General features: G+C 67.4%; 24 protein-coding genes. 10 read left to right on the top strand and 14 right to left on the bottom strand.

The annotated features are described in order from the left end of the window. Positions 1-524: 524 nt before the first annotated feature. A complete protein-coding gene (locus tag C458_RS01115; protein WP_008572474.1) occupies positions 525-968 on the top strand; it encodes a hypothetical protein in 444 nt (147 codons plus the stop codon). 78 nt (positions 969-1,046) lie between these two features. Here the strand turns inward: C458_RS01115 and C458_RS01120 are convergent, their stop codons facing one another. Together C458_RS01120 and C458_RS01125 are read right to left on the bottom strand one after the other, a co-directional pair. After that, entirely contained in the window at positions 1,047-2,345 is a 1,299-nt protein-coding gene (locus C458_RS01120; RefSeq protein WP_008572476.1) for a hypothetical protein, read from the bottom strand. A 394-nt stretch (positions 2,346-2,739) separates the two neighbouring features. Then, positions 2,740-2,979, bottom strand: a complete 240-nt coding sequence (locus tag C458_RS01125; RefSeq protein ID WP_004978002.1) for a hypothetical protein — start codon at positions 2,977-2,979, stop codon at positions 2,740-2,742. A 201-nt stretch (positions 2,980-3,180) separates the two neighbouring features. On the opposite strand from C458_RS01125, the gene C458_RS01130 reads away from it, so the two are divergent. Then, the gene (locus C458_RS01130) at positions 3,181-3,792 is read left to right on the top strand and encodes a hypothetical protein (protein WP_008572478.1); all 612 of its coding nucleotides are present in this window, start codon (positions 3,181-3,183) and stop codon (positions 3,790-3,792) included. Between the two features lie 58 nt (positions 3,793-3,850). Then, positions 3,851-4,567 (top strand): hypothetical protein, encoded by a 717-nt coding sequence (locus C458_RS01135; RefSeq protein WP_008572480.1) that lies wholly within the window; start codon positions 3,851-3,853, stop codon positions 4,565-4,567. A gap of 28 nt (positions 4,568-4,595) precedes the next feature. On the opposite strand, the gene C458_RS01140 is transcribed toward C458_RS01135, so the two are convergent. From C458_RS01140 to C458_RS01150, 3 genes are all read right to left on the bottom strand, one after another. Beyond that, complete coding sequence (locus C458_RS01140) at positions 4,596-6,365, bottom strand: archaea-specific SMC-related protein (RefSeq protein WP_008572483.1); 1,770 nt, start codon at positions 6,363-6,365, stop codon at positions 4,596-4,598. Then, positions 6,362-7,150, bottom strand: coding sequence for a rod-determining factor RdfA (gene rdfA, locus C458_RS01145; RefSeq protein ID WP_008572485.1), 789 nt, complete (start codon positions 7,148-7,150; stop codon positions 6,362-6,364). Before rdfA ends, C458_RS01140 begins: the two co-directional genes overlap by 4 nt. 64 nt (positions 7,151-7,214) lie before the next feature. Continuing rightward, on the bottom strand, positions 7,215-8,012 hold the full coding sequence (locus C458_RS01150) for a V-type ATP synthase subunit D (RefSeq protein WP_008572486.1): 798 nt from the start codon (positions 8,010-8,012) through the stop codon (positions 7,215-7,217). Positions 8,013-8,119: 107 nt separating this feature from the next. Here C458_RS01150 and C458_RS01155 point away from each other — a divergent pair, with 107 nt between their 5' ends. Beyond that, positions 8,120-9,103 (top strand): ABC transporter ATP-binding protein, encoded by a 984-nt coding sequence (locus C458_RS01155; protein ID WP_008572487.1) that lies wholly within the window; start codon positions 8,120-8,122, stop codon positions 9,101-9,103. Next, entirely contained in the window at positions 9,100-9,951 is an 852-nt protein-coding gene (locus C458_RS01160; RefSeq protein WP_008572488.1) for an ABC transporter permease, read from the top strand. The genes C458_RS01155 and C458_RS01160 overlap by 4 nt, the downstream gene beginning before the upstream one ends. A gap of 6 nt (positions 9,952-9,957) precedes the next feature. Here C458_RS01160 and C458_RS01165 read toward each other — a convergent pair whose 3' ends face one another. The 5 genes from C458_RS01165 to C458_RS01185 form a co-directional block, all read right to left on the bottom strand. After that, positions 9,958-12,393: an amino acid permease gene (locus tag C458_RS01165; RefSeq protein WP_008572489.1), complete on the bottom strand. Its 2,436-nt coding sequence runs from the start codon at positions 12,391-12,393 to the stop codon at positions 9,958-9,960. A gap of 124 nt (positions 12,394-12,517) precedes the next feature. Beyond that, positions 12,518-13,984, bottom strand: a complete 1,467-nt coding sequence (gene secY / locus C458_RS01170; protein ID WP_008572491.1) for a preprotein translocase subunit SecY — start codon at positions 13,982-13,984, stop codon at positions 12,518-12,520. 183 nt (positions 13,985-14,167) lie between these two features. Then, complete coding sequence (locus C458_RS17640) at positions 14,168-14,890, bottom strand: hypothetical protein (protein WP_008572493.1); 723 nt, start codon at positions 14,888-14,890, stop codon at positions 14,168-14,170. An 864-nt stretch (positions 14,891-15,754) separates the two neighbouring features. Next, positions 15,755-16,210, bottom strand: coding sequence for a hypothetical protein (locus tag C458_RS01180; RefSeq protein WP_008572495.1), 456 nt, complete (start codon positions 16,208-16,210; stop codon positions 15,755-15,757). Between the two features lie 103 nt (positions 16,211-16,313). Further along, a complete protein-coding gene (locus C458_RS01185) occupies positions 16,314-17,231 on the bottom strand; it encodes a DUF106 domain-containing protein (RefSeq protein WP_008572496.1) in 918 nt (305 codons plus the stop codon). Positions 17,232-17,468: 237 nt separating this feature from the next. Here C458_RS01185 and C458_RS01190 point away from each other — a divergent pair, with 237 nt between their 5' ends. Continuing rightward, positions 17,469-18,209: a helix-turn-helix domain-containing protein gene (locus C458_RS01190; protein ID WP_008572497.1), complete on the top strand. Its 741-nt coding sequence runs from the start codon at positions 17,469-17,471 to the stop codon at positions 18,207-18,209. A gap of 112 nt (positions 18,210-18,321) precedes the next feature. On the opposite strand, the gene C458_RS18760 is transcribed toward C458_RS01190, so the two are convergent. Then, a complete protein-coding gene (locus C458_RS18760; RefSeq protein WP_255348185.1) occupies positions 18,322-18,450 on the bottom strand; it encodes a hypothetical protein in 129 nt (42 codons plus the stop codon). 72 nt (positions 18,451-18,522) lie between these two features. Beyond that, positions 18,523-18,750: a hypothetical protein gene (locus tag C458_RS01195; RefSeq protein WP_008572498.1), complete on the bottom strand. Its 228-nt coding sequence runs from the start codon at positions 18,748-18,750 to the stop codon at positions 18,523-18,525. A gap of 353 nt (positions 18,751-19,103) precedes the next feature. On the opposite strand from C458_RS01195, the gene C458_RS01200 reads away from it, so the two are divergent. From C458_RS01200 to C458_RS01210, 3 genes are read left to right on the top strand one after another with little or no spacing between them, the layout of a single operon-like run. Next, entirely contained in the window at positions 19,104-20,570 is a 1,467-nt protein-coding gene (locus tag C458_RS01200; RefSeq protein ID WP_081603301.1) for a sodium-dependent transporter, read from the top strand. A gap of 1 nt (position 20,571) precedes the next feature. Beyond that, entirely contained in the window at positions 20,572-20,895 is a 324-nt protein-coding gene (locus C458_RS01205) for a hypothetical protein (RefSeq protein ID WP_008572500.1), read from the top strand. Then, a complete protein-coding gene (locus C458_RS01210) occupies positions 20,892-21,983 on the top strand; it encodes a proline racemase family protein (protein ID WP_008572501.1) in 1,092 nt (363 codons plus the stop codon). Before C458_RS01205 ends, C458_RS01210 begins: the two co-directional genes overlap by 4 nt. 30 nt (positions 21,984-22,013) lie before the next feature. Here the strand turns inward: C458_RS01210 and C458_RS01215 are convergent, their stop codons facing one another. After that, a complete protein-coding gene (locus C458_RS01215) occupies positions 22,014-23,480 on the bottom strand; it encodes an MATE family efflux transporter (RefSeq protein ID WP_008572502.1) in 1,467 nt (488 codons plus the stop codon). After that, on the bottom strand, positions 23,477-24,067 hold the full coding sequence (locus tag C458_RS01220) for a TetR/AcrR family transcriptional regulator (RefSeq protein ID WP_008572503.1): 591 nt from the start codon (positions 24,065-24,067) through the stop codon (positions 23,477-23,479). Before C458_RS01220 ends, C458_RS01215 begins: the two co-directional genes overlap by 4 nt. Positions 24,068-24,215: 148 nt before the next feature. On the opposite strand from C458_RS01220, the gene C458_RS01225 reads away from it, so the two are divergent. Further along, positions 24,216-26,228, top strand: coding sequence for a histidine kinase N-terminal 7TM domain-containing protein (locus C458_RS01225; protein WP_049897156.1), 2,013 nt, complete (start codon positions 24,216-24,218; stop codon positions 26,226-26,228). The last annotated feature ends 31 nt before the right edge of the window (positions 26,229-26,259 follow it).

Genomic DNA, 26,259 nt, shown 5'->3' on the forward strand with positions numbered 1-26,259 from the left:
GATTATTCATGAGATTGACTACATTTTCATCTCCGAACGGAGAGAGTGGGGATGTAACGAATACAGTTCCAGAGTAGGATATCTAAAGTCCAACTTAGGGTCTCTACAAGAACAGGCGCGTGAGTCACTGAGAGATTGGCACTAGTCGTGACTCATCTGGATCTCCTGTGATAATATCGCACACCACAATATAAATTTTTTATAATTATAATATCTAGAATGAAGATACTATCGTATCGACAACGCCCGCTCCACTCACCCGCCACTTCAGAACACGCTCCAAATCTCAACAGCCCGCAGAGCGGTGATACGATGACACCCGGACGACTCACCGGCCCCTGACGCTGAGTCCCGGCGTCAGCGTGATACCGGTCCCTCGGTCCCGCTGCAACCCGACAAATGTATTTGCAATAACATTTATCCGGACGTGCGCCGCAGTTCGACCTATGGTTCGGCTCTGTCATCGGTACGGTCCCGGACGGCTCCCGTACGCCGGGCGAAACGATATCGGCGGCGGGATAGCGATGGCTGCAACCGGATTGTTGGCAATCTCCCTCTGGTTCGGTGCTGCGGGGCTGCTGACTCTCGTCGGCGCGATGAACGGGACGCTCGGGTTCGTCTTCGGTCTCGGACTGGTGGCCGTTCCGGTGGCGATACCGACCTCGTTTATCGTGGGCACGTTGCTCTGGCGACGGCTCCGACCCGACGGCGACCGCCAACGATACGGTGCGCTTTTCGGCGGGCTGACTGCACTCGGAAGTCTTGTCACGGGCGGATTCGGGCCCGCGTTCCTCGTCGGCGTCTCGAACTTCACCCGCGGTGAGATGGTTCTACTGGACGCGGTCGTCTTCACCGCGCTACTGCTGCCAGTGAGCGTGGTTTTCGCCGTTATCGCTGCCGGTTGGTTGGTCGTTCCACTCGGCGCGTTCGGCGGATGGTATCACGAGCGCGCGAAGGCGCGCTCCTGACGCGAACCGACTGCTACCCGTGTTCCGCGGCGTTCCACAGCGCCGCAGCGAGCGCCCGGGTAATGACACCCGGACGACTCACCGACCCCTGACGTTGAGTCCCGGCGTCAGCGTGATGCCGGTCCTCGGTTCTTCTGATTCGTCACCGCCACCGTCGCGGCCGGCGGTCGATTCCGTCTCGCCATCGTCGTCGCCCCGGTTGAACAGCGCGTGGTGCACGTAGCGGGCGAAGGGGACCGGGTCGTCGAGGCGCGCGAGGTCGAATCTCGGCTCGCGGTAGATGGACGCGCCGACCTCCCAGACGGTCTTGAGGAACGACGGGCGCTCGACGAGCGGCGAGTCGTCGCGGCGGACGCTCAGCACGTAGCCGAGTTCGCCCCAGAGGTAGTGGGTGCCGACGCCGAGTTCGTAGCCCGGTTCGATGCGGTGTTTCTGCCCGGTCGCCTGCAGCCAGTAGTAGTACGGGAAGTCGGCCCCGGCGCGGACGGTCGAGGGCAGCGACTGCCACATCCGGGGGTTGATTTCGATGAGTTTGAACTCGCCCGTCTCGGCGTCCTTGAGGTACTCGATGCACGCGAGGCCGTGCCAGTCGATGTGGCCGAGGAGCTTTCGCGCGACTGATTCGAGTTCGGGGTCGTACACCGAAGTCCGGTAGACGCCGCCGCCGCCGGTGTAGGAGTTCCCGCGAATCTGGAGGTGTTGGAACGTCGCGAGTGGCTCCCCGTGGTCGTACAGCGCCGCGAACATGTACTTGTCCTCGGTCGGAACGTAGTCCTGTACGATGGGGTCGTGTTTCATCTCGGCGTATATCTCGTCGGCGTCGGGTCGGTCGCCGGGCCGGACGTGGCGGACGCTCTTGACGATGTCGTACTCGTGGGGGTCGTAGCTCTCGACGTACTCGCCGGCGACGACGTTGTACCGCGGCTTGATAATCGACGGCTCGTCGAACGCCTCGACCTCGCTGAACAGGCGGGTCCGCGGCATGGGGACGCCGGCCTCGACGGCGGCCTCGTAGAGGAGCGCTCGGTCGTGGACCCGGCGGAGCGTCTCGAAGTCGGGGACGACGAGGTCCACGTACTGCTCGAACTCGTCGCGGTACTTCGAGAAGACGTAGCCGTCTTCCGGTCGCGTCGGGATGACGGTCTTCACGTCCGGGCGGGCGGCGATACCGACGAGGGCGTCTTTGTAGGCCACGAGGTCGTCTTTCGGCGCGGGGATGCGGACGAGTTCGTCGCAGAAGCGAGACGAGGCCGCCGGCGTGTCGTCGTGTTCGGAGGCCATGACCGTGTGGACGCCCCGCTCGCCGAGCGACCGGACGCAGGTGTAGTTACCCGATGGAACGAGTACCGATTCCCGGGCGTTCGCGCGTTTGGACATACTCGAACCGTCGCGCGGTGACGGAATTAGTATGGGTCGGCTAACGGATTCGGGGTCGGTGACGGGAGCCGATTTGTCCCGGGTGGCTCGGGAACCGGGCCGCCCTCGTCCACCCGTGACGGGCCCGGACCGCGCCGTCGGGCGAGCATCTCCGTGGCGACCGAACTGTGGATTCGGACGCGACGAACCGGATTCGATTCGTGAATGTCGAGCAATCCGACGGTTTCGAGTCGGTTATCCACAGCATACCGGGGAACTGGCGAAACTGTCGCCCCGGGACGACCTGATCGAGTTGGCGAGGCAGTCGCTCTCGACCGAAAGACAAAGAACAGTTAGCAGTTCGGCGCGGTGTCGCGCGAGGCGACGACTCAGATGGCGCGGCCTGACCGCCGCCTCAGAGCACGTCGTCGTCGAGGCCGCCGGGGTCGCCGGCGGTGTCGAAGAGGTTGTTCTGGGCGCTCTGGACGAAGTCGGACTGGACGCCGTCCTCGTCGTCGACGGGGGCACCGTAGGCGTCCATTCCCATCGAGAGGAGCTCCTCGACGGCCTGTTCTTCGCTGATGAACTCTTCGTCGACGAGCTGTTCGAACTCGACGAGCAGTTCGTCCGGGAGATTGACTTCTACGACGGGCATAGAGACGCGTTCGTGCTCGACATACTTGAGCGACCGGGTGTGAGTAATCGCGTCGTGGGGTCGGGCCGTGAGCTGTCGTCGGGAGCGACACTCCGCGTCGCGCGTCAGTCACAACCGCGTGTCTTATCAGTTCTCCGTCGGACCCTCAACCCGACGAACGTCGGGGCGTCGATTGCCGACGCCCCGGACCGAGGGACCGACGTGACACGCGACACAGACCCGGCGACTGACGACGCCACCCCGGCCGAGAGCGACGCGCTCGGCTGGCTTCCGGAGCGCGTCGAACTGCCGAGCGACGAGTGGGTCATCTACCCCCCCGGCGAGCCGCGGCCGGCGAACTTCGCGCTCCGCTTCGAGAAGGCCGTCCCCGCGGTGCTCGTCGGCGTCGACTCCGGCGACTCGCCGGGCGTCCACGTCCTCCCGCACCCCGGCGGTCTCTCCGTCTCGGCCCGGTTCGGCGGGGTCGTCGACGACTCGGTCCGCGAGTTCGACCCGCCGGCGTCCGATGCCGAGCGCGGGGCGGTCGCCGCGTGGACGCAGACGTGGGTCGAGCGCGTGGACGACCGGGCCGAGCGGGCGCGCATCCGGACGGCCTGCGCGCCGGTCCCGAACGCCGGCGACCGCGTCTCGCGGGCGCTCTTCGACCACTTCGGGAGCGCGGACGCCGTCGCGGCCGCGGTGCTCGAACGGGATACGGCCGCGCTCAGGCGCGCGTCCGGTGTCGCCGAACAGACGGCGACCGACTTGGTCGTCCACTACGGCACCGACGCGGAGTGGGAGCACTACCGCCGCCACCGCGACGCCGCCCCGTGACTCAAATCGCGATTTGACTCTCACGTAGGGTTATTTCCGTCCGCGACGACTTCCAGGTATGTCCCTGACACGACGCACCGTCCTCGGTTCGGCCGCCCTCCTCTCGTTTGGCCTCCTCACCGGCTGTGTCGGCAACGGCGGGTCGGACGACGGCGCGACGACTGACGACGAACGGACGGACACGCCGACTGACGACCCCACGACCGACGAGCCGACGGACACGACGGACGACCTTCCGGACGGAAACGGCACCGACGACGGAGCCGGCGGCACCCGCCCGTCCGGCGGTCCCGGCATCTCACTGGTCAGCGTCGACGACACCCCCGACGTGCCCGTCGAACACGACATCGAGATAACGGAGGACCTCGCGACCGACGAGCACCCGCCGCAGGTCCGCATCACGCTGACGAACACCGGCGACGAGGTCGTCGAGGTCGGTGAGGGAAGAACGGTCTTCTTCCAGTACGTCTCGGATACGACGAACGACCTCATCTTCCTCCCCGCGGACGGCGAGTACCCCGCCGAGGCGGGCTGTTGGCGGCTCGAAGACCACATCGCCGTGACCGATGAGTATCGGATTCTCTCGTTCGACCCCGGCGAATCGCGGTCGGCACTGGTGGACCTCTACGGCGTCGCCCAGTCCGAGGGCGACGAAGCGAGTTGTCTCCCGGTCGGGGAGTTCCGCTTCGAGGCGAACTTCGCCACCGGCGGGCTCTCGGGGTCCGACGACGAGAGACGGGAGGCGACGTGGGGGTTCTCGCTCACGCTGGAGTGAGCCGGTCGCGGGTGTCTCGGCACTCGGCTCACTGTGCAGCCGAGTCCGAGACGACAGACCAGTCCGAGGGGTCGATGTCGCGGCCCGCAACGGCGCTGTGTTCGGGATACGCCGTCATGACGAGATACGTCGCCGTCCCGGAGAGGTAGTCGGTCAATCGCCCGAGGTTCTCGTCGGCGATGCCGCCGAGGCGGTCCACGAGCATGACCGGGACTCGCTCGGCCACGTCGAACGCCTCGTAGCCCGCGAGCGCCGTCGCCAGCCCGAGGAGTTCGACCTCGCCCTCGCTGAGCGCGCCGAGCGACGCCTCGCGGCCGTCGCGGGCGACGACGAGGTCGAACTCGCTCGTCAGCCGCGCGCTCTCGAATCCCGTCTCGAACAGCGGGACGATTTCGCGAATCGCGTCGTCGAACGAATCTCGTGTCTCTTTCTTTATCTCTTGTTTTCGCCGTCGGAGGCGGGTTATCTCCTCGGTCAGCGACTGTCGCTGTGAACGCAGCGATTCGAGCTTTTCGGCCTCCGATTCTGCCGATTCGAGTTCAGACCTCGCGTCGTCGAGACGCGCGCTCGCGTACTTCAGCTCGCTTTCGATATCGGTTACCTGTTCGGAATCTGATTTGATTTGCTCGCGGAGGTAGTCGATACGCTCGGCGAGTTCGGCGTCGCGTTCGCGCGCGTCGTCGAGGCGGCGTTCGAGGTCCGACCGGCGCTCGCGGAGCTCTCGGAGTTCGGTCCGAAGTTCCCGTTCGCGTCGGCGTCGCTTCTCGCGCGACTCGACGCGCTCGGTGAGTTCCTCGACGCGCTCTCGGCTGGCTTCGGCCGCCGTGGTTCGGCGTTCGATACGCTCGGCGAGTTCGTCGAGCCGCTCGGTCACCGACGAGGCGTCCGTCTCGGCACCGCAGACCCAACACGCGAGTTCGTCGTCGACGAGGCCGTGGGTCACGTCGGTCAGCAGTTCGGTCCGGTCTTCGGCCACGACTCGGCGGTTCGCGTCGTAGACGCCCCGGAGAAGCTCGATATCGCGTTCCTGCCGGTTGAGTTCCCGCTTCGCCGCGTCGAGTTCGCGCGCCAGTTCCTCGTCGTCTTCCACGTCGAGTCCGTCGAGTTCCTCGTTGCGCGCGTCGAGTTGTTCTCGGACCCGCTCGGCGGTCGATTCGAGTCGGTCGATGCGGCTCTTGACGCGGGAGCGCTCCGCGCGGGCGTCGCTGAGCGCCTCGCGCGTCTCGTCTTCGCCGGCGGCGTCGGCCGCCGCGCGCTTCGCCTCCAACTCCTCGACCTCGGCTTCGAGTTCCGACACCCGTCCGGTCAGCGTCGGCAGGCGGTCGGCCGCGTCTTCGGCCTCCGAGAGCGCCTCGTCCACGCGGTCGCGCTCGCGGCGCGCCTCGGCGATGTTCGCGTCGATGTCCTCGAAATCGAGCGGTCGCGTGAGGAGGGGTTCGAGGTCGTCGCCCTCGCGGACGGCCCGCCGAATCTCGTTTTCCTCGCCGAGGAACGCGAACAGGTCGGCGCAGACGCGGTCGGCCTCGTCGGACAGATACGGCTCGCCGGTCGTCCGGACGCGCCCCCCGTCTCGGGCCAACTCGACCGCGTACTCTCCGTCGTCGGTCGAAAGCGAGACGCGACCCTCGGTCGCGCCCTCGGTCAGCGGCGACGCCGTCCCGAGGACGGTCGCTATCGCGGCGAGAAAGCTCGATTTCCCCTGCCAGTTGCTCGCGCGGACGGCGTTCAACCCCGGTTCGAGCGTCGCGCTCCCGCGTCGAATCCCGGCGACGTGCTCCACGTCGAGGTGCCAGCTCATGCCATTCCGGCGGCCGCGACGAGTTCGAGCGCCGTCCCGGTGTACTCACCGAGCGCGAGGCCGGCGCTGGAGAGCGCGCCGATGGGGAGCACCGCCCGGAGCCGCCCGCCCGAGTCGGCCCCGCCGTCGGGCGCGACGCCGGTCTCGCGGACGGCCTCCTCGGCCATTTCGTCGGCACCGGCGTGGTGCTCCTGACAGACGAACCCGCGGTCGAGCGCGTCTTCGAGCGGGACCCGCGTCGGGCACTCCGCGCAGGACACCTTCACCTGCACGTCGACGCCGGCGTCCTCGGCCCCGGCGAGTCGCCCTTTCTTCCCCAGCGACGCGAGCGCCGACTCGGCCTTCTCTGCGACCGTCTCGCGCGCGATATCGACGCTGTTTCGCTCCCAGTCCGAGGACGCCTCGACGGTCGGCTTCTCGCCGTCGAGGCAGTCGTTGAGATGGCGTCGCATCGTGCTCCACGACGCCATCGCGCCCGTCACCTCGTCGGCGTCGATGTCGTCGGTGGCGAGGTCCGCGGCCACGTCGCCGTAGTCGAGTTCGTCGTCACCGACGAGTGCCTCGTACTCCGCGTCGAGGCGCACGTCGGTCACGTCGCGACCGTTCCGCTCGTAGACGCGCGCGAGCAGTCGCTTGTTGAACCACGTCGTGAGCGACTTGTATCCCTCGCTTTCGCCGCCGTCGGCCCCGGTCCACCGCGCCAGCAGATAGTCGTCGACGGAGTCGTACCTGCCGGTCGGCGCGGCGAGTCCGTACCGTTCGATTGCCACGTCGACCTTGCACATTGTCTCGTTGCACGGAACTGGTGGCGCGACGGTAATAAGACTACGCTTGGCGGGTGACCTCGTCTCAGTCGCGGTCGCCGCCGTCGGTTCGTCGCGTCTCCATCCCCCGCTCGTTTTCTTGCTGTTCTGCTTCCCGTTGCTCGGCTTCCCGTTGCTCGTTTTCTTGCTGTTCTGCTTTCCGCCGTTCTGCTTTCCGCCGTTCCGCTTCCCGTCGCTCCGCTTGCCGTCGTTCGTTGCGCTGTTTGGTCCGGAACTGTCGGAAGCGCTCTTCCTGTTCGCGTTCGTCGAGGTACCGGCGGATATACCGCTTTTCCACCTCCAACTCCGGGATGAGCCGCTGAGTGAGGTAGTTGACGCGGAGCCGGAGCCGCCGAATCTCCGCGAGGAGGCGCAGGAGAACCGCCCGCATCTCCGCCAGTCTGACGACGTCCTCCACGACCGACTCGTAGGAGCCGACGAGTTCGTCGTCGAGCGCGCTCGTACCGAGGACGCCGTACCCTCGCCCGTCGAGCGACCGCCGCGCCGACGTGCTCAGAAAGAACGGGACGGTCAGCCCGACGAGCTTCGTCTCGGAGATGATGAGCTCCGTGTGAGCGCTCCGCGCCTCCGAGAGCGTGCGAAGCGCGATTTCGCCCTCCCGCTCTGCGCCCCAGACGTGGAGGTCCGTCGCCTCGCGGAACGCCTCGTCGGTCTCGCGGCGCAGTTCCGTCCACCGGTCCAAGAGGTCGAGGAGGACGAAGACGAGACTGTCGCGTCGGCGTTCGAGGATGCGTTCTCCCTTCCGCGCGAGCGCTAACTCGTCGGTCACCGAGAGCAACTCGCGGTGCGTCGGGGCCGTCCGCCGGTGTCGCCGGTTTGGCATTGTCTACGATACGGTCGTCCCGACGGTTGATATAGTTGTGTCACCGACACGTATCCGGCCTATTTGACAAGGACTAAGCCGTTGTCAATATCGACTCGAACACGAGTATGTCCAGACACGCGGCCGCCGAGTCGACGCGCCCGGCGGTCACGGCGACGGCCGTGCGGAAACAGTACGGCGACACTGTCGCGGTCCGGGACGTGTCGCTCGACGTTCACAACGGGGAGGTGTTCGGGCTCATCGGTCCGAACGGAGCCGGGAAATCGACGCTTATCGGTCTGCTGACGGGGACGCGAACCCCGACCGAGGGCTCGATTCGGGTGTTCGGTGAGTCCCCGACCGCGGTCGACCGCTCGCGGCTGAGCGTGCTCCCGCAGGAGTTCTCGCCTCACCGGCGGCTCACGGGCCGCGAACTCGTCTCCTACTACGCCGGGCTCTACCCCGACCCGCGACCGGTCGACGAGGTGCTCGACCGGGTCGGCCTCGACGCCGAGGACGCGGCGACGGCCTACACCGACCTCTCGGGGGGTCAACAGCGCCGCGTCTGCGTCGGCGCAGCGCTCGTCAACGACCCCGAACTCCTGTTTCTGGACGAGCCGACCACCGGCATCGACCCCGCGGGCCGCCGCGACGTGTGGGACCTCGTCGACTCGCTGGCCGACGACGGGACCGCCGTCGTGCTCACCACGCACTACATGGCCGAAGCCGAACACCTCGCCGACCGCGTCGGACTCCTCACGGACGGCGAACTCGTCCGCGTCGGTCCGCCGCGGGACCTCGTCGAGCGCTTCGGCGGCGAGACCCGACTCGCGGTTCGGACCGAGCGCCCCCGCGCGCTCGACCTCGACGCGACGCCCCTCGACGGCCGCCGGTACGGCGACTACGAGTACCGCTTTTTCGACGCCGGTCCCGACGACCTGACCGCGATGCTCGACCATCTCGACGCGGCCGCTGTCGCCTACGAGGAAGTGAGCCTCGTCCGCCCGACGCTGGAGGACGTGTACCTCAACCTCGCCAGCGAGCGCGGCCACGACTGCATCGCGAGCGCCGGTCCGGCGGGCGTCGCTGGCGACGCGGGGGTGACGCGATGAGCGCGACGGAGGCGGGCGGAACGGACGAGACGCCCCCGGCGGCCGAGACGAAAAGGACGGGCGACGGCGGTCGGTCGCGCGCCCTCGCCGAGGCGGCCCGACGGGTCCGCTCGGAGGCCGTCGCCGAGACGCGCGCCTTTCTCCGGCGGCGGACGGCGGTCTTTTTCACGTTCTTCTTCCCCGTCTTCATCGTCCTCATCTTCGGCGTCCTCGTCAAGACCGGCGCGACCGACGGTCTGTTCTCCCGCTCGGACACCTACTATCTGCCCGCGTACCTCGGCGTCGTCGTCGTGTTGACGCCGCTGTCGCGGGTCGGAAGCACCGTCGCGCGAAACCGAGCGTCCCGCCGCTTCGAGAAGCTGGCGACGACGCCGCTGTCGCGTCTGGAGTGGCTCTCCGCGCACGCGGCCGTGAACGTCGCGCTCATCGGCCTCGCGGGCGTCTTCCTTGTCGGCGTCCTCGCCGCCGTCGGCGACCTCGGCGCGGCCCCCTCGCTCGGCGGCGACGCGCTGGTCGTCGCCTTCCTCGTCGTCGGCATCGCGCTGTTCTGCGGGCTCGGCTCCCTCGTCGGCTCGCTCGCGGACTCCGAAGACGGCGTCATCGCCGCCAGCAACGCCGTCGGCATCCCGATGGTCCTCCTCGCGGACACGTTCGTCCCCGCGTCCAGACTCCCCGCGGCGCTCCGCCCGGTTATCGACGCGCTCCCGCTCACCTACTTCGCGCGCGGCGTGCGCGCCGCGGTCGCCGGCGGCGAACTCCCGACCGCCGTCTTCGACCTCGCTATCCTCTGTGGCTTCACCGTCGCGCTGTTCGCGCTCTCGGCGCGACTGCTTCCGTGGCGTGAGTGAGACCGCTCACTCGCCGCCACTGTTCGGGACGTGGTAGTCGTCGCGCCGGTGCTCGAACCACCGCGTCACCCACGAGATAACCCCGAGGTCGCGCTTCGCCATGATGACCGTGCTCGCGGCGTCGCGGCCGACCGTCTCCGGAATCGCGCCGAAGACGAGCTGTTGGAGCAGGCCCTCTCTTGTCGCCCCGATGACCGTCAGGTCGAACGCCTCGGTCGCGGCGACGATGGTCGCCGCCACGTCGTCGCCCTCGCGGACCGAGGTCGTCACCGACACGTCGTCACCGAGCGCCGCGGCCGTCGAGTCCACCCGGCGCTGGGCGTCCTCGCGGGCCGCCTCGTCGGCGTCGGGCGCGACGACGTTCATGACGTGAACCTCGGCGTCGTTGGTCCGCGCGATGGCGCGGCACACCTCCGCGGCGAGTTCGGCGTGCGGGCCGCCCGCGGTCGGCAGGAGAATCGAGTCCACCTCGCCGTCCGTCGGGCCGATGCGCTCGACGAGCACGTCGCAGGGGGCCTTGGTCACGACCTCGTCGACGTTGCTCCCGAGGATGTAGTCGCGGCGGCGACCCCGGCCGCGCCAGCCCATCAACACCGCGTCGCTGTCGTGTTCCTCGATTGTGTTGAGGATGGCCGTTCCGGCGTCGTGGCCCAGTCTGACGGTCCCGCCGACGGGTACGCCGGCGTCGGTCGCCAGCTCCATCACGGCGGCGATGGTCTCGCGCTTCTCGTCGACGAACCGCCGCCCCTCCGAAATCGGCGTCTGCGACGGCACTTCGACGGCGCTCATCACGAGAATCTCTGCGTCGCGGTCGCGAGCCACGTCGATGGCGGTCCGCATCAACTGCGCCGCGTTGTCGGGGTTGGCAATCGGGACGAGCACCTGCGACTCGCGCCGCTCGGGGGCGCGTTCGGTCACGACGGTCGGGGTCTCTTCTTCGAGCTTCTCGGCCTCCTTGCCCTCGGAGTAGCCGTAGTACACGACGAGTCCGAGCGCCATCCAGACGGCAGTGGTCACGAGCGCGACGAAGCCCTCCGACCCCGCGCCGAGCCCCGGCGTCAGCCCGAGTTCGAGGAGCAGGAACGGCGTCAGGATGAACTGGAGGACGATGCCGATGAGCGGGGGCCACGGCATGTACGGAATCTCGTACGTCCGCGGGAGGTCGGGGTGGGTCGCCCGCATCTTGACGACGGTCCAGTTCACCTGGATGAACAGGAAGATGAACATGATGTCGGCGGCGGCCGCGACGCTCTCGATGGGGAGCAACACGGCCATGAGGCCGATGAGGACCGCCGAGAGACCGATTGCCCAGTGGGGCGTCCGCTTGTCGCCGTGGATGCGCCCGAAGAAGCCCGGGAGGACGCGGTCGCGGCCCATGGCGAACGACACCCGCGACGAGGAGTAGATGGTCGCGTTGAGCGCGCTCATCGTCGCCGCGAGCCCGGCGAACAGGAGCAGCGGGACGCCGTACGGGACGAACTGCCCGGCGGCCTCGATGATGCCGAGTTCACCGAGGTTCCCGAGGACCTGCCACGTCGGCGCGGCGGTCGAGAGCCCGGCGCGACTCGCGAGTTCGGCGGTCACGTCGATGCCGCCGATGGCTGCGAAGGCGACGAGGACGTAGATGGGGACCACGATTGCCATCGAGTAGAACACCGCCTTCGGGACGTTGGTGCCGGGGTCGACGACCTCCTCGCCCGACTGGACGATTATCTCGTAGCCCTCGAAGGCGATGTAGGTGAATCCCATCGCGCCGATGACGCCGACGAGGCCGTTCGGCGCGAACGACGGGCTATCGAAGAACGTCGCCGTCCAGTTCGGCTCGCGCACCGTCGCGAGGATGCCGAAGGCCACGAAGACACCGAGAATGAGTATCTTGATGGTCGTGACGACGACGCCCGCTTTCCCCGTCTCCTCGGCCCCGCGGTAGTTGATGTACGCGAACGCGAGCACCATCGCGACCGCGAGCAGTTTCTCGACGAGCAGGCGGTCGACGAGTCCGAACAGGACGAACCCGTCCGGCAGACCGGCGAACACCACGAAGAACTCGGTGAGGAAGACGCCGAACGTCACGGCGTAGAGCGCGCACGCGACGGCGTGGGCGAACCAGCTCATCCACCCGGCGTAGAAGCCGTTGGGGTCGGCCAGCGCCTCTTTCACCCAGAGGTAGCCGCCGCCGGCCTCGGGGAACGCCGCCCCGAGTTCGGCGTAGGAGACGGCGGTGAACATCGCCACCAGCCCGTTGAGTACGAACGCCACCGTGAGCGCCGGACCGGCGAGTCCGGCCGCGAATCCGGTCAGCGCGAAGACGCCCGCGCCAATCATCGCGCCGACGCCGATGAACGTGATGTCGGCGAGACTCATGTCGCGCGAGAGCTCCGTTTCCACCGACTCCTCAGGGGGAGCGTCGCCGCTCCCCGCGGTCGATTGCGTGTCGGCCATCAGGTGAACCCTCGAAGGCCGGATAGAAAAATCCCGATGGGCGACGGGCCGCGTTCGAGCCGCCGTCGCCGGGTTCTCACCCGCAGAATGCGGGTGTTTTTCGACCGGGGTGCGTTCCGGCGCGTTACCCGCCGAACATCGTCCGCATCATCGGGTGCATCTCCATGAGCTGTTCCTCCGCGATCTCCTCGTACAGCTTGTACGTGATGGAGACCGTGAGGAGGAGCGAGGTCCCCGAGACGCCGCCGATGGTGCCGAGCATGTTCGCCATGACGGCGAGCAGGCCGACGAGGACGCCGCCGACGACCGTCACCTGCGGGATGTACCGCTCCATGACCCGCTCTATCACCTGCGGGTTGCGTCGGAAGCCGGGAATCTGCATCCCGGAGTTCTGAATCTGCCGCGCGGTCGCTTCCGGGCCCATGTCGGCGGTCTCGACCCAGAAAATGGAGAAGATAGCCCCGCCGACGAGCATCAGCGTCAGGTCGATGGCGACGCGGACGAGAATCTGCCACGGCTCCTGGGACGCCGACCCGAGCCACCACATCCACTGGCTGGGCGCGTGAATCGGGTTCAGGTAGTAGAACAGGCCGCCGGTGACCTGCCCGCTCGTGTACCGGCCGAGCCACGCGGGCATGCCGGCCCACTGGCTGTTGAGGATGCGCCCGACGAACTGGACGTTCGCCTGCAGCGCGCGGACGAAAATCATCGGCAGGACGCTCGCGTAGATGAGCTTCACCGGGAAGCGACCGCGAGCGCCCTTGACGCGGGCGTGCGAGAGCGGAATTTCGACGCGGACGCTCTCGGCGTAGACGACGATACCGAAGATGAGAAGCGTCGTGACGAGCGGGACGACGCCCCCCACGCCGAACAGGAGCGCCTGTACCCCGCCCGCCGTCGCGAGCGACGGGACCGCCTCGGTTCCGGCGAGGACGTGGGCCCACTCGGAGACGATGCCGGTCGTCGACGCGCCGATGGCGGGGTCGGCAAAGAGGCCGCCGACGAGACGCTGGCTGACGCCGGCGATGATGAACAGGCCGACGCCGGAGCCGACGCCCCACTTGCTGACGACCTCGTCCATGAACAGCACGAGCGCGCCGCCGGCGAATATCTGCGCGAAGATGAGCCACTTCACGCCGACCGCGCCGACGCCGAGGGCGCTCGCGACCGCGGGGTCGGCCGGGAGGTAGCCCCCGGCGAAGACGATGGGGAGGCCTTGGAGGGCAATCATTCCGAAGACGAGCAGTTTCTGGAGGCCCTGATAGAGGATTTGGTCGCCCGGGTCGTCCGTGTCGAGGCCGAGCAAGTCCCCGCCTTGCAGCAGTTGGAGGACGATGCTCGCGGTGACGATGGGACCGATACCCAACTGGAGGATGGTTCCCTGTCCCCCGCCGAGGATGGAGCGGAACTGTCCGAAAACGTCCTGGCTCCCGGTCCCGACGCCGAACAGCGTGACGTTCGTCAGGAAGAAGTACAGGACGAGAATCCCGGCGGTCCAGCCGAGCTTTCGGCGGAACGGGACGTGACTCTCCGGGCGGGCCACGGCGGGCATCCGACTCAGAACCGGCGCTGCGGTGTCTTTCCAACTCATGGTCGATTGCGAGTGGCTGTTGGCGATTGCATGGTCTGTCGCGCCGACCGGCGTCGTCACTACGCGAGCGGCGTCAGAACGGGGGCCGCACGGGGGCCGCACCGGACGCCGTCGCTGTGCTCGCGAATCGGCGGTTCAGTCAGTCGTGGCCAGTCGTCGCGTATAACTGTATCGATGCGGTGACTATCCGTCCGCCGGCGTCGGTGTCGGCGGAGACGCCGCGGGACCGGCCGCCGAAACCGCCTCGTCGAACGACTCGCGCGGTTCGGCGTCGACGACGCGGAGCGGACGCCGCCGCCCCGCTCGGTCGAACGCGGCCACGCAGTCGTCGTCCCACGGCGGGACCGCGACGAAAACGACCTCGCGGAGCGTGTCGCGCTTCGTCGCCGCCAGCGGTCCCCACGGGTGCGAGACGAACTGCCCCGGCGTCCGTCCCGGCGCGGTCGAGAGGTCGACGCCGAAGACGCCCCGGACCGCCGCGCCGGCGCTCGGGTGGACGAAATGGCTGAACACCGGTCGGGTCGCGTCGAGCGACTCCGCCCCGTCTAACTCGCCCGCGGCGGTCGTGCCGAGCGACAGCGATTCGCGGCTCGGTTCGGCCCGCGCGGCCCGGTTCAACAGCGCGTCGAGCAGTCCGCGAGTGACGTAGACCGCCTGTCGCGTCGGGTCGCGTTCCGGGCCGACACGTCGTTGAGTGCGCCACGGCCCGACGAGGCGGGTGGCGACGGCGACCCACCAGAGGCCGACGCCCAGCACCTCGGCGTCGCTCGCGGCTCGGAGCCCCCACTGGAGGTGCGGAACTCCGAGTCGAAGCGTCGTGACCTGCACGGCGAGTCCGGCGAGGACGAGGGCGGCCCCGACTGCGGTGACGAGACGAGTGAAACGGGCGACGGAAGCGCGGTTCATCGGTGTGCTGTGGTCGGGCAGCCGCGGTGTCGTTTTCGGTTTGGCAATCACTAAGTGGTTGTCGGCTGTTTCGAAAGATCAGTCCTTGAAAAAGACTATAAGCGTCCACGCCAAACCACCGATTGCCGTGTTTCACGGCCACGAAGCGGCCAACTGCTATCCGTCGTCTTCGATCTGACAGCCCCTTCGGTGGTTTAGCCTGCCCGGTGTCGCCACCGTTGACCGCTTCGACACGCGACACCCCATCCGGCGCACTCCCCCTTGTTTCGGCATCGCGTCGGCGGGTGCGCGGTCGACAGCCATGACGAGTCCGCAGCCGCGATCGCCGGTCGAACGCTCGCTCGCGCGAACGGCGCTCGGTGCCGACCTCGCGTCGGCGGCGGCGCTCGCCGTCGCGGCCGTCGTGTTCCGCGGCCCCGGCGGACGACGCCGACGCCGTCGTCAGCGACCTCCTGTTGGGCGTCGCCTGTACCGGCCCGTTAACCGCTCGCGGCGCGTGGCGGCCTCTCCGACGCCACGAGGTCCGCGGGTACCCTCGTCGGACCGTGGCTCGTCGGCGTGTCGTTCGACCCCGGCGCGGGTCACCTCCTGATGTGGGTCGGCGTCGTCGCGGGCGGCTGCGTCGTCACGACGCACGCCGCGCTCGCGCGTGCCACCCCCTTGACCCGCTTCGCGGCCGCTCGTCGCCCGGCTGTTCGACGTGACACTGACACGCCTTCTCGCGCAAGAGTGACTCGAACGCTCCACAACGCGAGCGATGCGTCTCCCCTGCGAGCGTTGGTGCGCTGGTGCGGTCCGCCTCGCGGGCGGCGCTCAACCGCGGCGCTCAACCGCTGAGCCGACCCCGGGGCCGGCGACGGAAACTCAGTTCGCGCCGGCCTCGGGGCCGATGAGAATCCAATGGAGCCGGTCCTCTCCGCCGGGGTGGCGCTCCCACCGGACGTGGTAGACGGCCGGCCCGTGCGGGCACGACGGACAGCCTTCGGCGCACGGCGCGCGCTTGTGGATTTCGAGGTAGCCCGCGTGCGGCACGACTCGCGTGAGCACCTCGTCCGGCCCGCGGACGCGCTCTATCGCCGCCTCACGGTCGAGCGCGTGGCCGCTTCGGTCGCCGGGGTCGTCGCCTTCGCCCCCGTCTCCGCCTCCGCCTTCCCCGTCGCCGTCGCGGTTTTCGCCCCTGTTGCGGCGTCCGCTCGGCGCTCCGCGTGCCCGACCGTTTTCGACGTACTCGACGAGCGCCTCGATTTCGCTTTCGACGAGTTCGGGCGTCGTCGCGGACGAGTCGCTGGGCTCTCGCCGCTCGGGTTCGTCGCGGTCCATGCCGAACTCTCGTCGCGGCGTCGGTTTATACGAACCGATTTGAAAATCACTTAGGGGTTGTCACAATCTCCTCGATGCGATTTTCGAGGGCAGTTCGCGTCGCTCACGAAGAGGTCGTGGACTCCGAGTCCGAGCGAGCGGTCCCGGAGGGGTCGATACCGAGGAACTTCTGACAGAGCTGTCTGGCGGCGAACGAACAGAGGAAGTACCAGACGATCCACGCGGGCATGGGGCCGAAGACGGCGTCCTGCCAGCCCACTCGGCCGACGAGCGGGAGAATCATGTGCGCGGAGCCGGCGGCGACGTGGCCGCCGCGGACCTTCCAGCGCATCCAGAGGAACGCCGGGATGGTGACGAGCATTATCCAGACCATCGGCTTGAACTGCGCTTTCATGACGCTCCACTGGTCGCTCATCGCCTCCATCTGCTCCGCCTCGATGCGTTCGAGCGCGTCGTCGTCGCCGCGCTCTTTCGCCGCCTCCCGGCGCGACTTCAGGTCGTCCATCCGGGCCCGGTGGCGCTCGAGGAGTTCCGTGTCCTTCAGCCGGTCCTGCATCACGGTCGAGTAGAGGCCGGTCGCCGCGGCGAGGACGATGACCACGGCGTAGAACGGTACCGAGTGCGCCAGCGCCCCGAGCACGACGTTGTCGATGCCGGCGACCGCGTTTCGGACGCCGGCGTTCCAGTAGCCGGCGAACAGGACGACGACGCCGAGCGCGCCGAACTTGTCCCACCGAGACCACGACGAGTCGGCGTCGTCGCCCTCGTCTTCGGCTCCGGAGTCGCGCGATTGCAGTTTCGAGGCGATTCGGTCCGGGTCGGACAGGACGAAGCCGCCGGCCGCGGCGTCGGTCAGGACGCCCCGCTCGATGAGGCGACCCCACTGACCGCTCGACAGCGCGTCGTTCACGTCGCGCCAGCGGAGTTCTTCGGTCCCCCGTTTCGACCGTTCGACGACGACCGAGACCGCCTCCCGCATCGCCGGATTGTCCAGTAACGTCTCTAAAGAGTCCGCGGGCATTCACTCGCCCCTATTCGTGCGGTCGTTATCAACGCTTCCCTCCGCCGGAACGCGGACCCGGTGACCGCCGCCGACCAGGTGGGCCCTAACCGGTGGCCGCGGTCGCACTGGCTTGCGGTTCTCGAATGTGATATGCAGCCCGGCCTGCTCCGGCCGACGACCACGGTCGGTCGCGCTCCACTACCGGCCTCCCATGGTCGGTTGAATATATACTACGCGGGGGCGTAACCGTCTCGTATGTCGAACGCTAGCGCACCGACTTCCGAACTCACGGGCCCGACCAGACTCACGCTCAAGGTCTGGCACCCGGACTGCTGGACGCTGGAGGTGACGGAGAACGTCGACGCCGGCGTCACCGCTCACACCGTGTACAACACGCCCGACGACACCGTCAAGGGACACTTCACGGTCTACGCCGACCGGGTCGAGGATATCGACGATTTCGTCCGCGCGACCGAGCGGTCGCGGCTGACCGACTCCGTCTCGGAGTTGAGCCCTCGCCACGAGTTCGACAACGGCGCGTCGAACGTCGGCAACACGACGCGGGAGTTGATGGTCGAGTACGACCCCGAAAACAGCATGACTGACTCGCTTCTGTCACACGGCTTCGTCCACGACGCGCCCGTCCGCGTCGACGACGGCTGGGAGTACTGGCCGGTCATCGACACCGCCGACCGGGCCGACCTCCGCGAACGCCTCGACTCGCTGGAGGCGGCGAAGCAGGCCGAAATCATCGTCACCAAGGTCACCTCGGTCGCCGGCGCGAAAAACCACGTCTCGCACCAACTGGACAAGCTCTCGAACCGCCAGCGCGAGGTGTTCGAACTGGCCTGCCGGCGCGACTACTACGCGTGGCCGCGGGAGACGACGACGCGAGAGTTGGCCGACGAACTCGACATCTCGAAGACCACGCTGCTCGAACACCTCCGGAAGGCCGAGGCGAAACTCCTCAACCAGTATGCGGAGTCAACTACGTAGCGCCGTCGACGACGCTCGTTATCCGATTCGATAACTAAACCGCCGGATTACTCCGGACACGGTGGTGTCCGTTCGCCGGGTCGCGTCCGCGGTCGCGGCCGCGTCTTTGCGGTCAGTCGGCCCCCTGTGGCGCGCGCCACTCGCAGTCCGTACAGCGTTCGATTCCGTGTTTCACCTGCGTCTCCGAGTCGCACTCCGGGCACCGCTGGGCCGACAGTCGCTCCGTGGTCGCGTTCCTCATAGCCGGATTCTCGGCGGAGGGTGAGTTATACTAGTGTCTGTCCATGGGAGGGTGCACCTCGCGAGGGCTCGTTCACCGCGCGCGTCGCCGCTCGCGGTCGTCGCTCGGGCGGTCGTACACGCCGCAACTCCGACTTCGGAGTTCGCCCGCGCGCTGGAGTCGGCTACAGGCGTGTTCTATCTCGATCGGATGGCCGTCCACCTCGGCGAGTATCTCGTCTATCGGCGTCGGTCCACGGCGGTCGAGAAGTGCGAGTACCGCCCGCTCGACCTCGTCGGTCCGCTCGTCTCTCACGCGCACCGACGCGCTTCCGAGTCGCGTCTCGTTCCGCGTTCGTCCCTCGGTGTCCGGTCGTCTTCGACTCGCTCGTCGCTGGTCGTGACCATACCGGTGGTGTCCGCTTCGCGGTTATATACCCATCCCCGACTATGATACGGTCCGGTCGACGATTCGGGTCGAAACTTCCCAGCTGTTGATGTTTGGTTCCTAATCCTCAAACCCATAGATAACTCCTGAGGTGGGTCAATTTCGGAATATCGTGGGAATACTAAACCCATTACAACAGCGTTCATATACATTTTCTATTGACGACCCCGACCATAGTAGCACATCTGTATAACTACCTTCTGTTCAAGCGTTTGGGTAGGATTATCATGTCAGACTCAGAGGCGAGAACGGCGAGAGAAGAGTGGGGAAGCCGGTTCGGTTTCCTCATGGCGATGCTCGGCGCGATGGTGGGCGCGGGCAACATCTGGCGCATGCCGTTTACGACGGGCGAAAACGGCGGCGGTGCCTTCCTCGTGGCCTACATTCTCCTGTTGTATCTCATCGCGGTTCCCGGGTTGATGGCCGAGACGATGATCGGCCGCTACACGAACCACGGGGTCATCGGAGCGTTCAGGAAGGTCCTCGGGAGCAAGCGGGCGCAGGGTCTCGGCCTCGTGGTCCTCATCGTCAACGTGGCGCTGATGTCGTACTACGCGCCCATCATCGGCTGGGCGCTCTACTACGCCGGCCATTCGGTACTCATGACGTTCACTCAGCCGGGATTCCAGCCGCAGGCGTTCTGGGACGGCTTTATCAGTAACCCGGCGCTCGTCGTCGGGACGCACACGGTGACGATGGCCGGTTTGGCCGGCGTCCTCGTGTTCGGCATCCGCCGCGGCATCGAACGCGTCGTGAAGTGGATGATTCCGCTGCTCGTCGTCGCGCTCGTGGCGGTCTCGATTCGCGGCATCACGCTCCCGGGCGGCATGGAGGGGGTCGCGTTCGTCTTCACGCCTGATTGGGGCTATCTCACCCGCGGCAGTACGTGGGTCGCCGCGCTCAGTCAGGCGCTGTTCTCGACGGGTCTCGGGTGGGGTATCGCGCTGACCTACGGGAGCTATCTCAGCCGATACGACGACGTGCCGCTCGGCGGCGGCCTGTTCACCGCCATCGGGAACACGAGCATCGGTCTGCTCGCGGTGTTCGCCACGTTCCCCGTCGTCTTCGCGTTCGGGCTCGAACCGAGCGCCGGGTCGAACCTGCTTTTCATCTCGATGGCGCAGGTGTTCCCCGAACTCCCCGGCGGGAGTCTGTGGGCTATCGTGTTCTTCGTCTCCTTTTTCTTCGCGACGTTCACTTCCGGCCTCGGCATCACCGAGGTCGCCGTCACCACGGTCTCCGAGGAGACGCGCCTCTCGCGGACGGGGGCCGTACTCGCGTCCTGCGGCGCGATTTGGCTGTTCGGCCTCCCGAGCGCCTACTCGTCGGCGTTCCTCGGGCAGATGGACTTCATGTTCGGGAGCTTCGGACTGCCGCTCGCGACGCTGTCTATCATCGCGCTCGTCGCGTGGAAGTTCGGCCCCGAGCGCGCCCGCGTCCTCGACCTCAACCGTAACGCCGGCGTCTACGTCGGCGCGTGGTGGAACCCGGTCGTGAAGTACGTCATCCCCGTCGTGATGGTGTTCATCCTCGGCTACGGCGTCTACTCCAGCATCGGAACCGCGAACCAGCGGTTGATGCTGCTCGGCGTCGCGTTCATGGCCGGACTCGTCGTCGTGAGCACGCTCGTGATGAGCGTCGTCGGCGACGAGCCGCCGTCCGGTTCCGCGACGGTCCCGGGAGGTGACGACTGACATGGCGCTTTCGACGCTCACCTGGGTCTCGATGCTCGTCTCGCTCCTCCTGTTGCCCGGCGTCGCGGCCGCGGTCCTCGTCAGGTCGCTCCGCACCGAGGAGCGCAAACTCGCGCTCTTACGGGAACAGGGCGATGTCGATAGCTACTCCCCGCGGGCGCTTTCCGACCTCCGCGAGTGGATTCGCGCGAACCCCGACGACCCCTACGCGCCGATTGCCCGTCGCCGCTACAACGAATGTGTGCGGTCGCTTCGGGGGATAGACGAGCCGCACTACGACTGGTCCGACGAGGAAATCGCCCGGCTCGAACTGGTGGACGAATGAACGCGGACTCCGACGCAGGCTCCGGAACCGACGCCGACGCTGACACCGAGTCCGTTCGCGCGCGCGACGACCTCGCGTTCGACGAACTCACCACGGACGCGTCGTTCACGACCATCGACACGCACACCGAAGGCGAGCCGACCCGTATCGTCGTCGGCGGCATCGACCGCGACGCGCTCGCGGGCGACTCGGTCCGAGAGCGCCGCGACTCGTTCGCCGAGACACACGACTGGGTGCGCGACCTGCTGATGCGGGAGCCCCGCGGCCACGACGACATGTTCGGGGCCGTCGTCGTCGATGCCGACCGTCCCGACGCGGACGTGGGGGTCTTCTTCATGGACAGTCGAGGCTACCTCGACATGTGCGGCCACGGGACCATCGGCGTCGTCTCCGCGCTCCTCGAACTGGGCCGACTCGACCGACGCGAGACCGTCCGCGTCGAGACGCCGGCCGGACTCGTCGAGGCGACGCCAGAATACGCGTCCGACGGCGGCGTCGAGCGCGTCACGATAGAGAACGTCCGGTCGTTCGTCTACGACGAGGCGACCGTCTCGGTCTCGTTTCTCGACTCGCCGCTCCGCGTCGATGTCGTCTACGCGGGCAACTTCTTCGCGCTGGTCGACAGCGACCAACTCGGTCTGCCCGTCGAACCGCGGCACGCGGCGGCGTTCGTCGATTGGGGCCTCGAAATCCGCGACGCCGTCAACGAGCGCCTCGATATCGTCCACCCGCTCACCGGCGAGGAGGGGTCGGTCTCGATTACCGAGATATACGGCACGCCTGACGAGGTGGACCGGAGCATCGTCGTCTTCGGCGAGGGACAGGTCGACCGCTCGCCCTGTGGGACCGGGACGTGCGCGAAGATGGCGCTCCTCCACGGCGCGGGCGCGCTCGACATCGGCGAGTCGTACATCCACGAGAGCATCGTCGGCACGCGCTTCGAAGGCAGACTCGTCGCGGCCGACGAACGCGACGGCGTGACGCTGACGACGCCGCTCATCACCGGGTCGGCCCGAATCACGGGAAAACACACGTTCGTCAAGGACGCGAAGGACTCGCTTTCCGGGTTCAGTATCTCGGCCGAGTAGCGGGTTCGGCCGGACCGCTCTTCTTCGCCTTCAGTCCATCCCGCTCGATAGCTCCACGTCGTCGTTCTCCAACTCGCCGCCGGCCGGCGTCCCGCGGACGTCGCCCTCGCGCCAGGTTCCCCGGCGGAACCAGAGCCACGCGATGGCCGCGCCCACGACGTTCGAGATGAAAAAGGCGATCCAGATGCCCCGAACGTCGGTGCTCCCGAGGAACCAGAAGTCGGTCGGCAGGAGCCCCTGCGACGCGACGAAGGCGACCGGAAGCCGGATGCCGGCGAGCGTGACGACCGAAATCACCGCGGCGATGAGGGTTTTGCCCGCGCCGCGGAAGCCGCCGGTGAACGCCCGCATGATGCCGATGAAGCCGAACGACAGCGAGACGTATCGCAGGAACTCCGCGCCCACGTCGAGCACCTCGGCGTTGGTGGTGAACACCGAGACGATGGGTTCGGGAACGAAGAAGATGGCGACGCCGAGCAGGCCGAGGACGAAAAACAGCCCCTTGGCGGCGACGTAGTTCGCCTGCTCCGCGCGGTCGTACTTCCCCGCGCCGATGTTCTGGCCGGACATCGTCTCGACGCCGCGGGCGACGGCGATAGCCGGGAGGAAGATGACCGAGAACACGCGGGTCCCGATACCGAACGCCGCGACGACGGAGGTCGAAAACAGCCCGACGACGATGAGAAGCGCGTTGATGGAGAGCGCGCGACCCGTCCCCTCGATGCTGGCGGGGATGCCGATGCGGAGAATCTTCCGCAGGTACTCGAAGTCCGGGCGCATGTCCGTGAGGTGAATCTGGATGCCCCTGCTCCCCGACACCATGATGGCGATGCCGACGACCATCGCGAGGACCCGCGAGATGACGGTTGCGATGGCCGCGCCCTGAATCCCGAGCTGGGGGAACTGAACCGGCCCGAGCGCCCATCCGTTGATGAAAAACGGGTCGAGGACGACGTTGAGGACGACGGTCCCGAACATCACGAGCATCGGCGTGATGGTGTCGCCCGCCCCGCGCATCAGCGAGATGAACACGAAGAAGCCGAACATGAACGGCAGGCCGAGCGCGATGACCTGCATGTAGGCCGTCGCGCCCGGCAACACGTCCGGCGAGGCCCCGAGGAAATCGAGGAACGGCCGGACGAGCGGGTAGCCGAACGCGCCGAGCATCGCGGAGCCGAGGAGCGCGAACGTGACGGTCTGTGAGGCCGCGTACTCGGCTTTGTCCGTCTCCTCGGCCCCGGTGTGCTGGGCGACGAGGACGCTCCCGGCGACGGACAGCCCCATCCCGAGCGAGATGAGGAGAAACACCATCGGGAAGGCGAACGAGATGGCGGCCAGCGCCTCCGTCGAGTACTGGCCGAGCCAGAACGTGTCCGCGAGGTTGTACGCCGTCTGGAGGAGGTTCGTGACGACGATGGGGAGCGACAGATAGAGAAGCGGCTTGATGATGCCGCCCTCGGTGAGGTTGAGCTCGTCTTGCCCCTTGAACAGACTCATTCGTCCACCCTCGCGTCCGGCCGCCAGCCGAGGTGGAGTTCGAGGGCGTCCTCGACGATTCGTCGGGTCTCGGCGGGGTGCTCGTCGAGCGCGACGACGCGGGCGTGCGCGCCGTTGCTCATGGTCGTGATGAGCCGCGCAATCTTCTCGGGGTCGGTCTCGTCGAACTCTCCGCCGGCGACGCCGTCGCGGACGATGTCTGCGACGACCTCCCGCATCACGCCGTCGAAGTCGAGGAAGCGCTCGCGGAACAGTTCGTGGTAGGGCGCTTGGGCCTTCAGTTCCATGACCGCCACGGGAAAGCCGTCCGCTCCGGGGTTTTTCGGGCTGAACACCGCATCGAGAACCGTGTCCAGACGCGTCCGCGGGTCGGCCGACTCGCACGACAGCTCCGACTCGAACCGCCCGATTAAGTCGTCGAGAAACGCGTTCAAAAGCTCCTCTTTCGTGTCGAAATGGTAGTGAATCGCGGCGCTCGTCACCGACGCCTCGTCCGCGATTCGCTGTACCGTGAGGCCGGCGTACCCGTGTTCGCAGAGCGCCCGATTGGTCGCTTCGAGTATCTCGGCTCTGGTCTCTGCGTCCATCTTCTGTCGGGCTTACTAACCGGTCAGTTAAGAGGCTTTGGACCGCGAATCTCTCCGTCAGAGCATCCCACAGCCGTCCGACTGCCGGTGTCTCTAAGTAGCCGAGTCGGCTACCGACGTAGTAGTGACCTTCTCGTTGTCACCGTACGTGGGTGCGCTTTTCCTCGCGGCCGCGATATCCGCCGGCGTCGCGAGCTACGGGTGGCGATACCGAGACGAACCGAGCGGTCGGTGGTTCATCGCCCTCACGGTCAGCGCCGGCTGTTGGTCGCTTTTCGAGGCGTTTTTCCTCCTCGCTGACTCGCCGTTCACCCGGCTCCTGTGGTTCGCGCTGGAGCCGGTTCCGGCGGAGTCGTCGGTGTTTTTCACCCTGCTTTTCGCCCTCGAAATCGCGGGCTACGAGCGGTGGGTCTCGCGGCGGACCGCCGCGCTGCTCGCCGTGTGGCCCGTGTTGACCATCGCGGGAGTGACGACGAACGCCCTCGGCGTCCACGCGCTCCTGTGGGAGTCGCTGTCGTTTGCGACCGCCGGCGGAATCACCGCGACCGAGGTCGTTCCCGGGCCGCTGTTCTGGGCCGACGTGGTCTACAGCTACGTCGCCATCGGAGCCGCGCTCGTCGTCCTCGGTATCCACTGCCTCCGGAGCCGACAGATATACAGAAAACAGGCGCTCGTCCTGTTCGTCGCAATCCTCACACCCGCCGTCGTCGGCGCCGTTTATCTCCTGCGACCGTTTATGCCCGCCAACCCCATCGCCGTCTCGTTCGCCGCCACGTCGTCGCTGCTCGCCGTCGGGCTCTCGCGGTACCGCATCCTCGACATCAGCCCAATCGCGCGCGACCTCGTCATCGAGCGGATGGCCGACCCCGTCATCGTCGTCGACCGAAAGGCCAGGCTGGCCGACAGCAACCCGGCGGCGAGGGCGCTGTTCGACGTTTCGCACTCGTCGCTCGGCTCAGCCCTCGCCGACGCGTTCGACCCGGAGACCGTCGAGGCGCTCGAATCCGGCGGGGAACTGCGAGTCGTCGACGACAACGGCGAGGCGCGGCACTTCGAGGTCGACCGGTCGGCCGTGACCGACGGTCGAGACGCGGTTCGCGGCCACCTGCACATCCTCCACGACATCACCGAGCGCCGCGTCCGCGAGCGGTGGTTCCGCGCGCTCACGGAGAACGCCTCCGACCTCATCTTCGTCCTCGACGCCGACGGCTCGGTCACCTATCTGAGCGACTCGGCCGCCCAGACGCTCGGGACCGACGAGGACCCGAGCGAGGTGCAGTCGCTGCGGCGGTTCCTCCACCCCGACGACGAGGACGCCGCCATCGAGACGTTTCGGGAGGCGTTGCAGCGCCCCGACGAGGACGCCACCGCCGAACTCCGGTTCCGCAGTTCGACCCGCGGGTGGCGCGTCTTCGGCGTCCGGTGTCGGAACCTCCTCGACGACCCCGTCGTCGGCGGCGTCGTCGTCAACGCCCAGGACGTGACCGACCGACGGAAGCACGAACAACAGCTCGAAACGTTCGCCAACGTCGTCTCCCACGACCTGCGGAACCCGCTGAACGTGGCGGAGGGCTACCTCGAACTGGTGAAGGAGGCCGACCGCCCCGACCCGGACCACGTCGAGCGAATCGAGTCGGCCCACGAGCGAATGGGCGAAATCATCGCCGACGTACTCGCGCTCGCCCGCGGCGGGACGGTCGACGAACACGAGACGGTTTCGCTCGACGCCGTCGCGGCCGAGGCGTGGACGAACGTCGAAACCGGGGCCGCGACGCTCGATATCGTCGAGAGCGCGTCGTTCGACGCGGACCGAACCCGACTGCTCCAGCTGTTCGAGAACCTGTTTCGAAATTCCATCGAACACGTCGGCGACGGCGTGACGGTCACGGTCGGCGCGACCCCCGACGGCTTTTTCGTCGCGGACGACGGCCCCGGTGTGCCGCCGGCTGACCGCCCGAAGCTCTTCGAATCCGGCTTCACGACGGCCGACGACGGCACCGGCTTCGGCCTCGCCATCGTCCGCACCATCGCGGACGCTCACGGCTGGTCGGTCGGCTACGAGGACGTTGCGGACGCCGGCGCGCGGTTCGTGATTCGCGGCGTCGAGCGCGCCGGGGACTCGGCGCAGGAGCCGAGTCCGGCGTCGTCGGACGACGCCTGACGACGGCTGAGTTGGCCGCTACTGGACCGCC

Origin of the sequence: Haloferax sp. ATCC BAA-644, assembly GCF_000336975.1 — an archaeon.
Taxonomy (GTDB): Archaea; Halobacteriota; Halobacteria; order Halobacteriales; family Haloferacaceae; genus Haloferax; species Haloferax volcanii.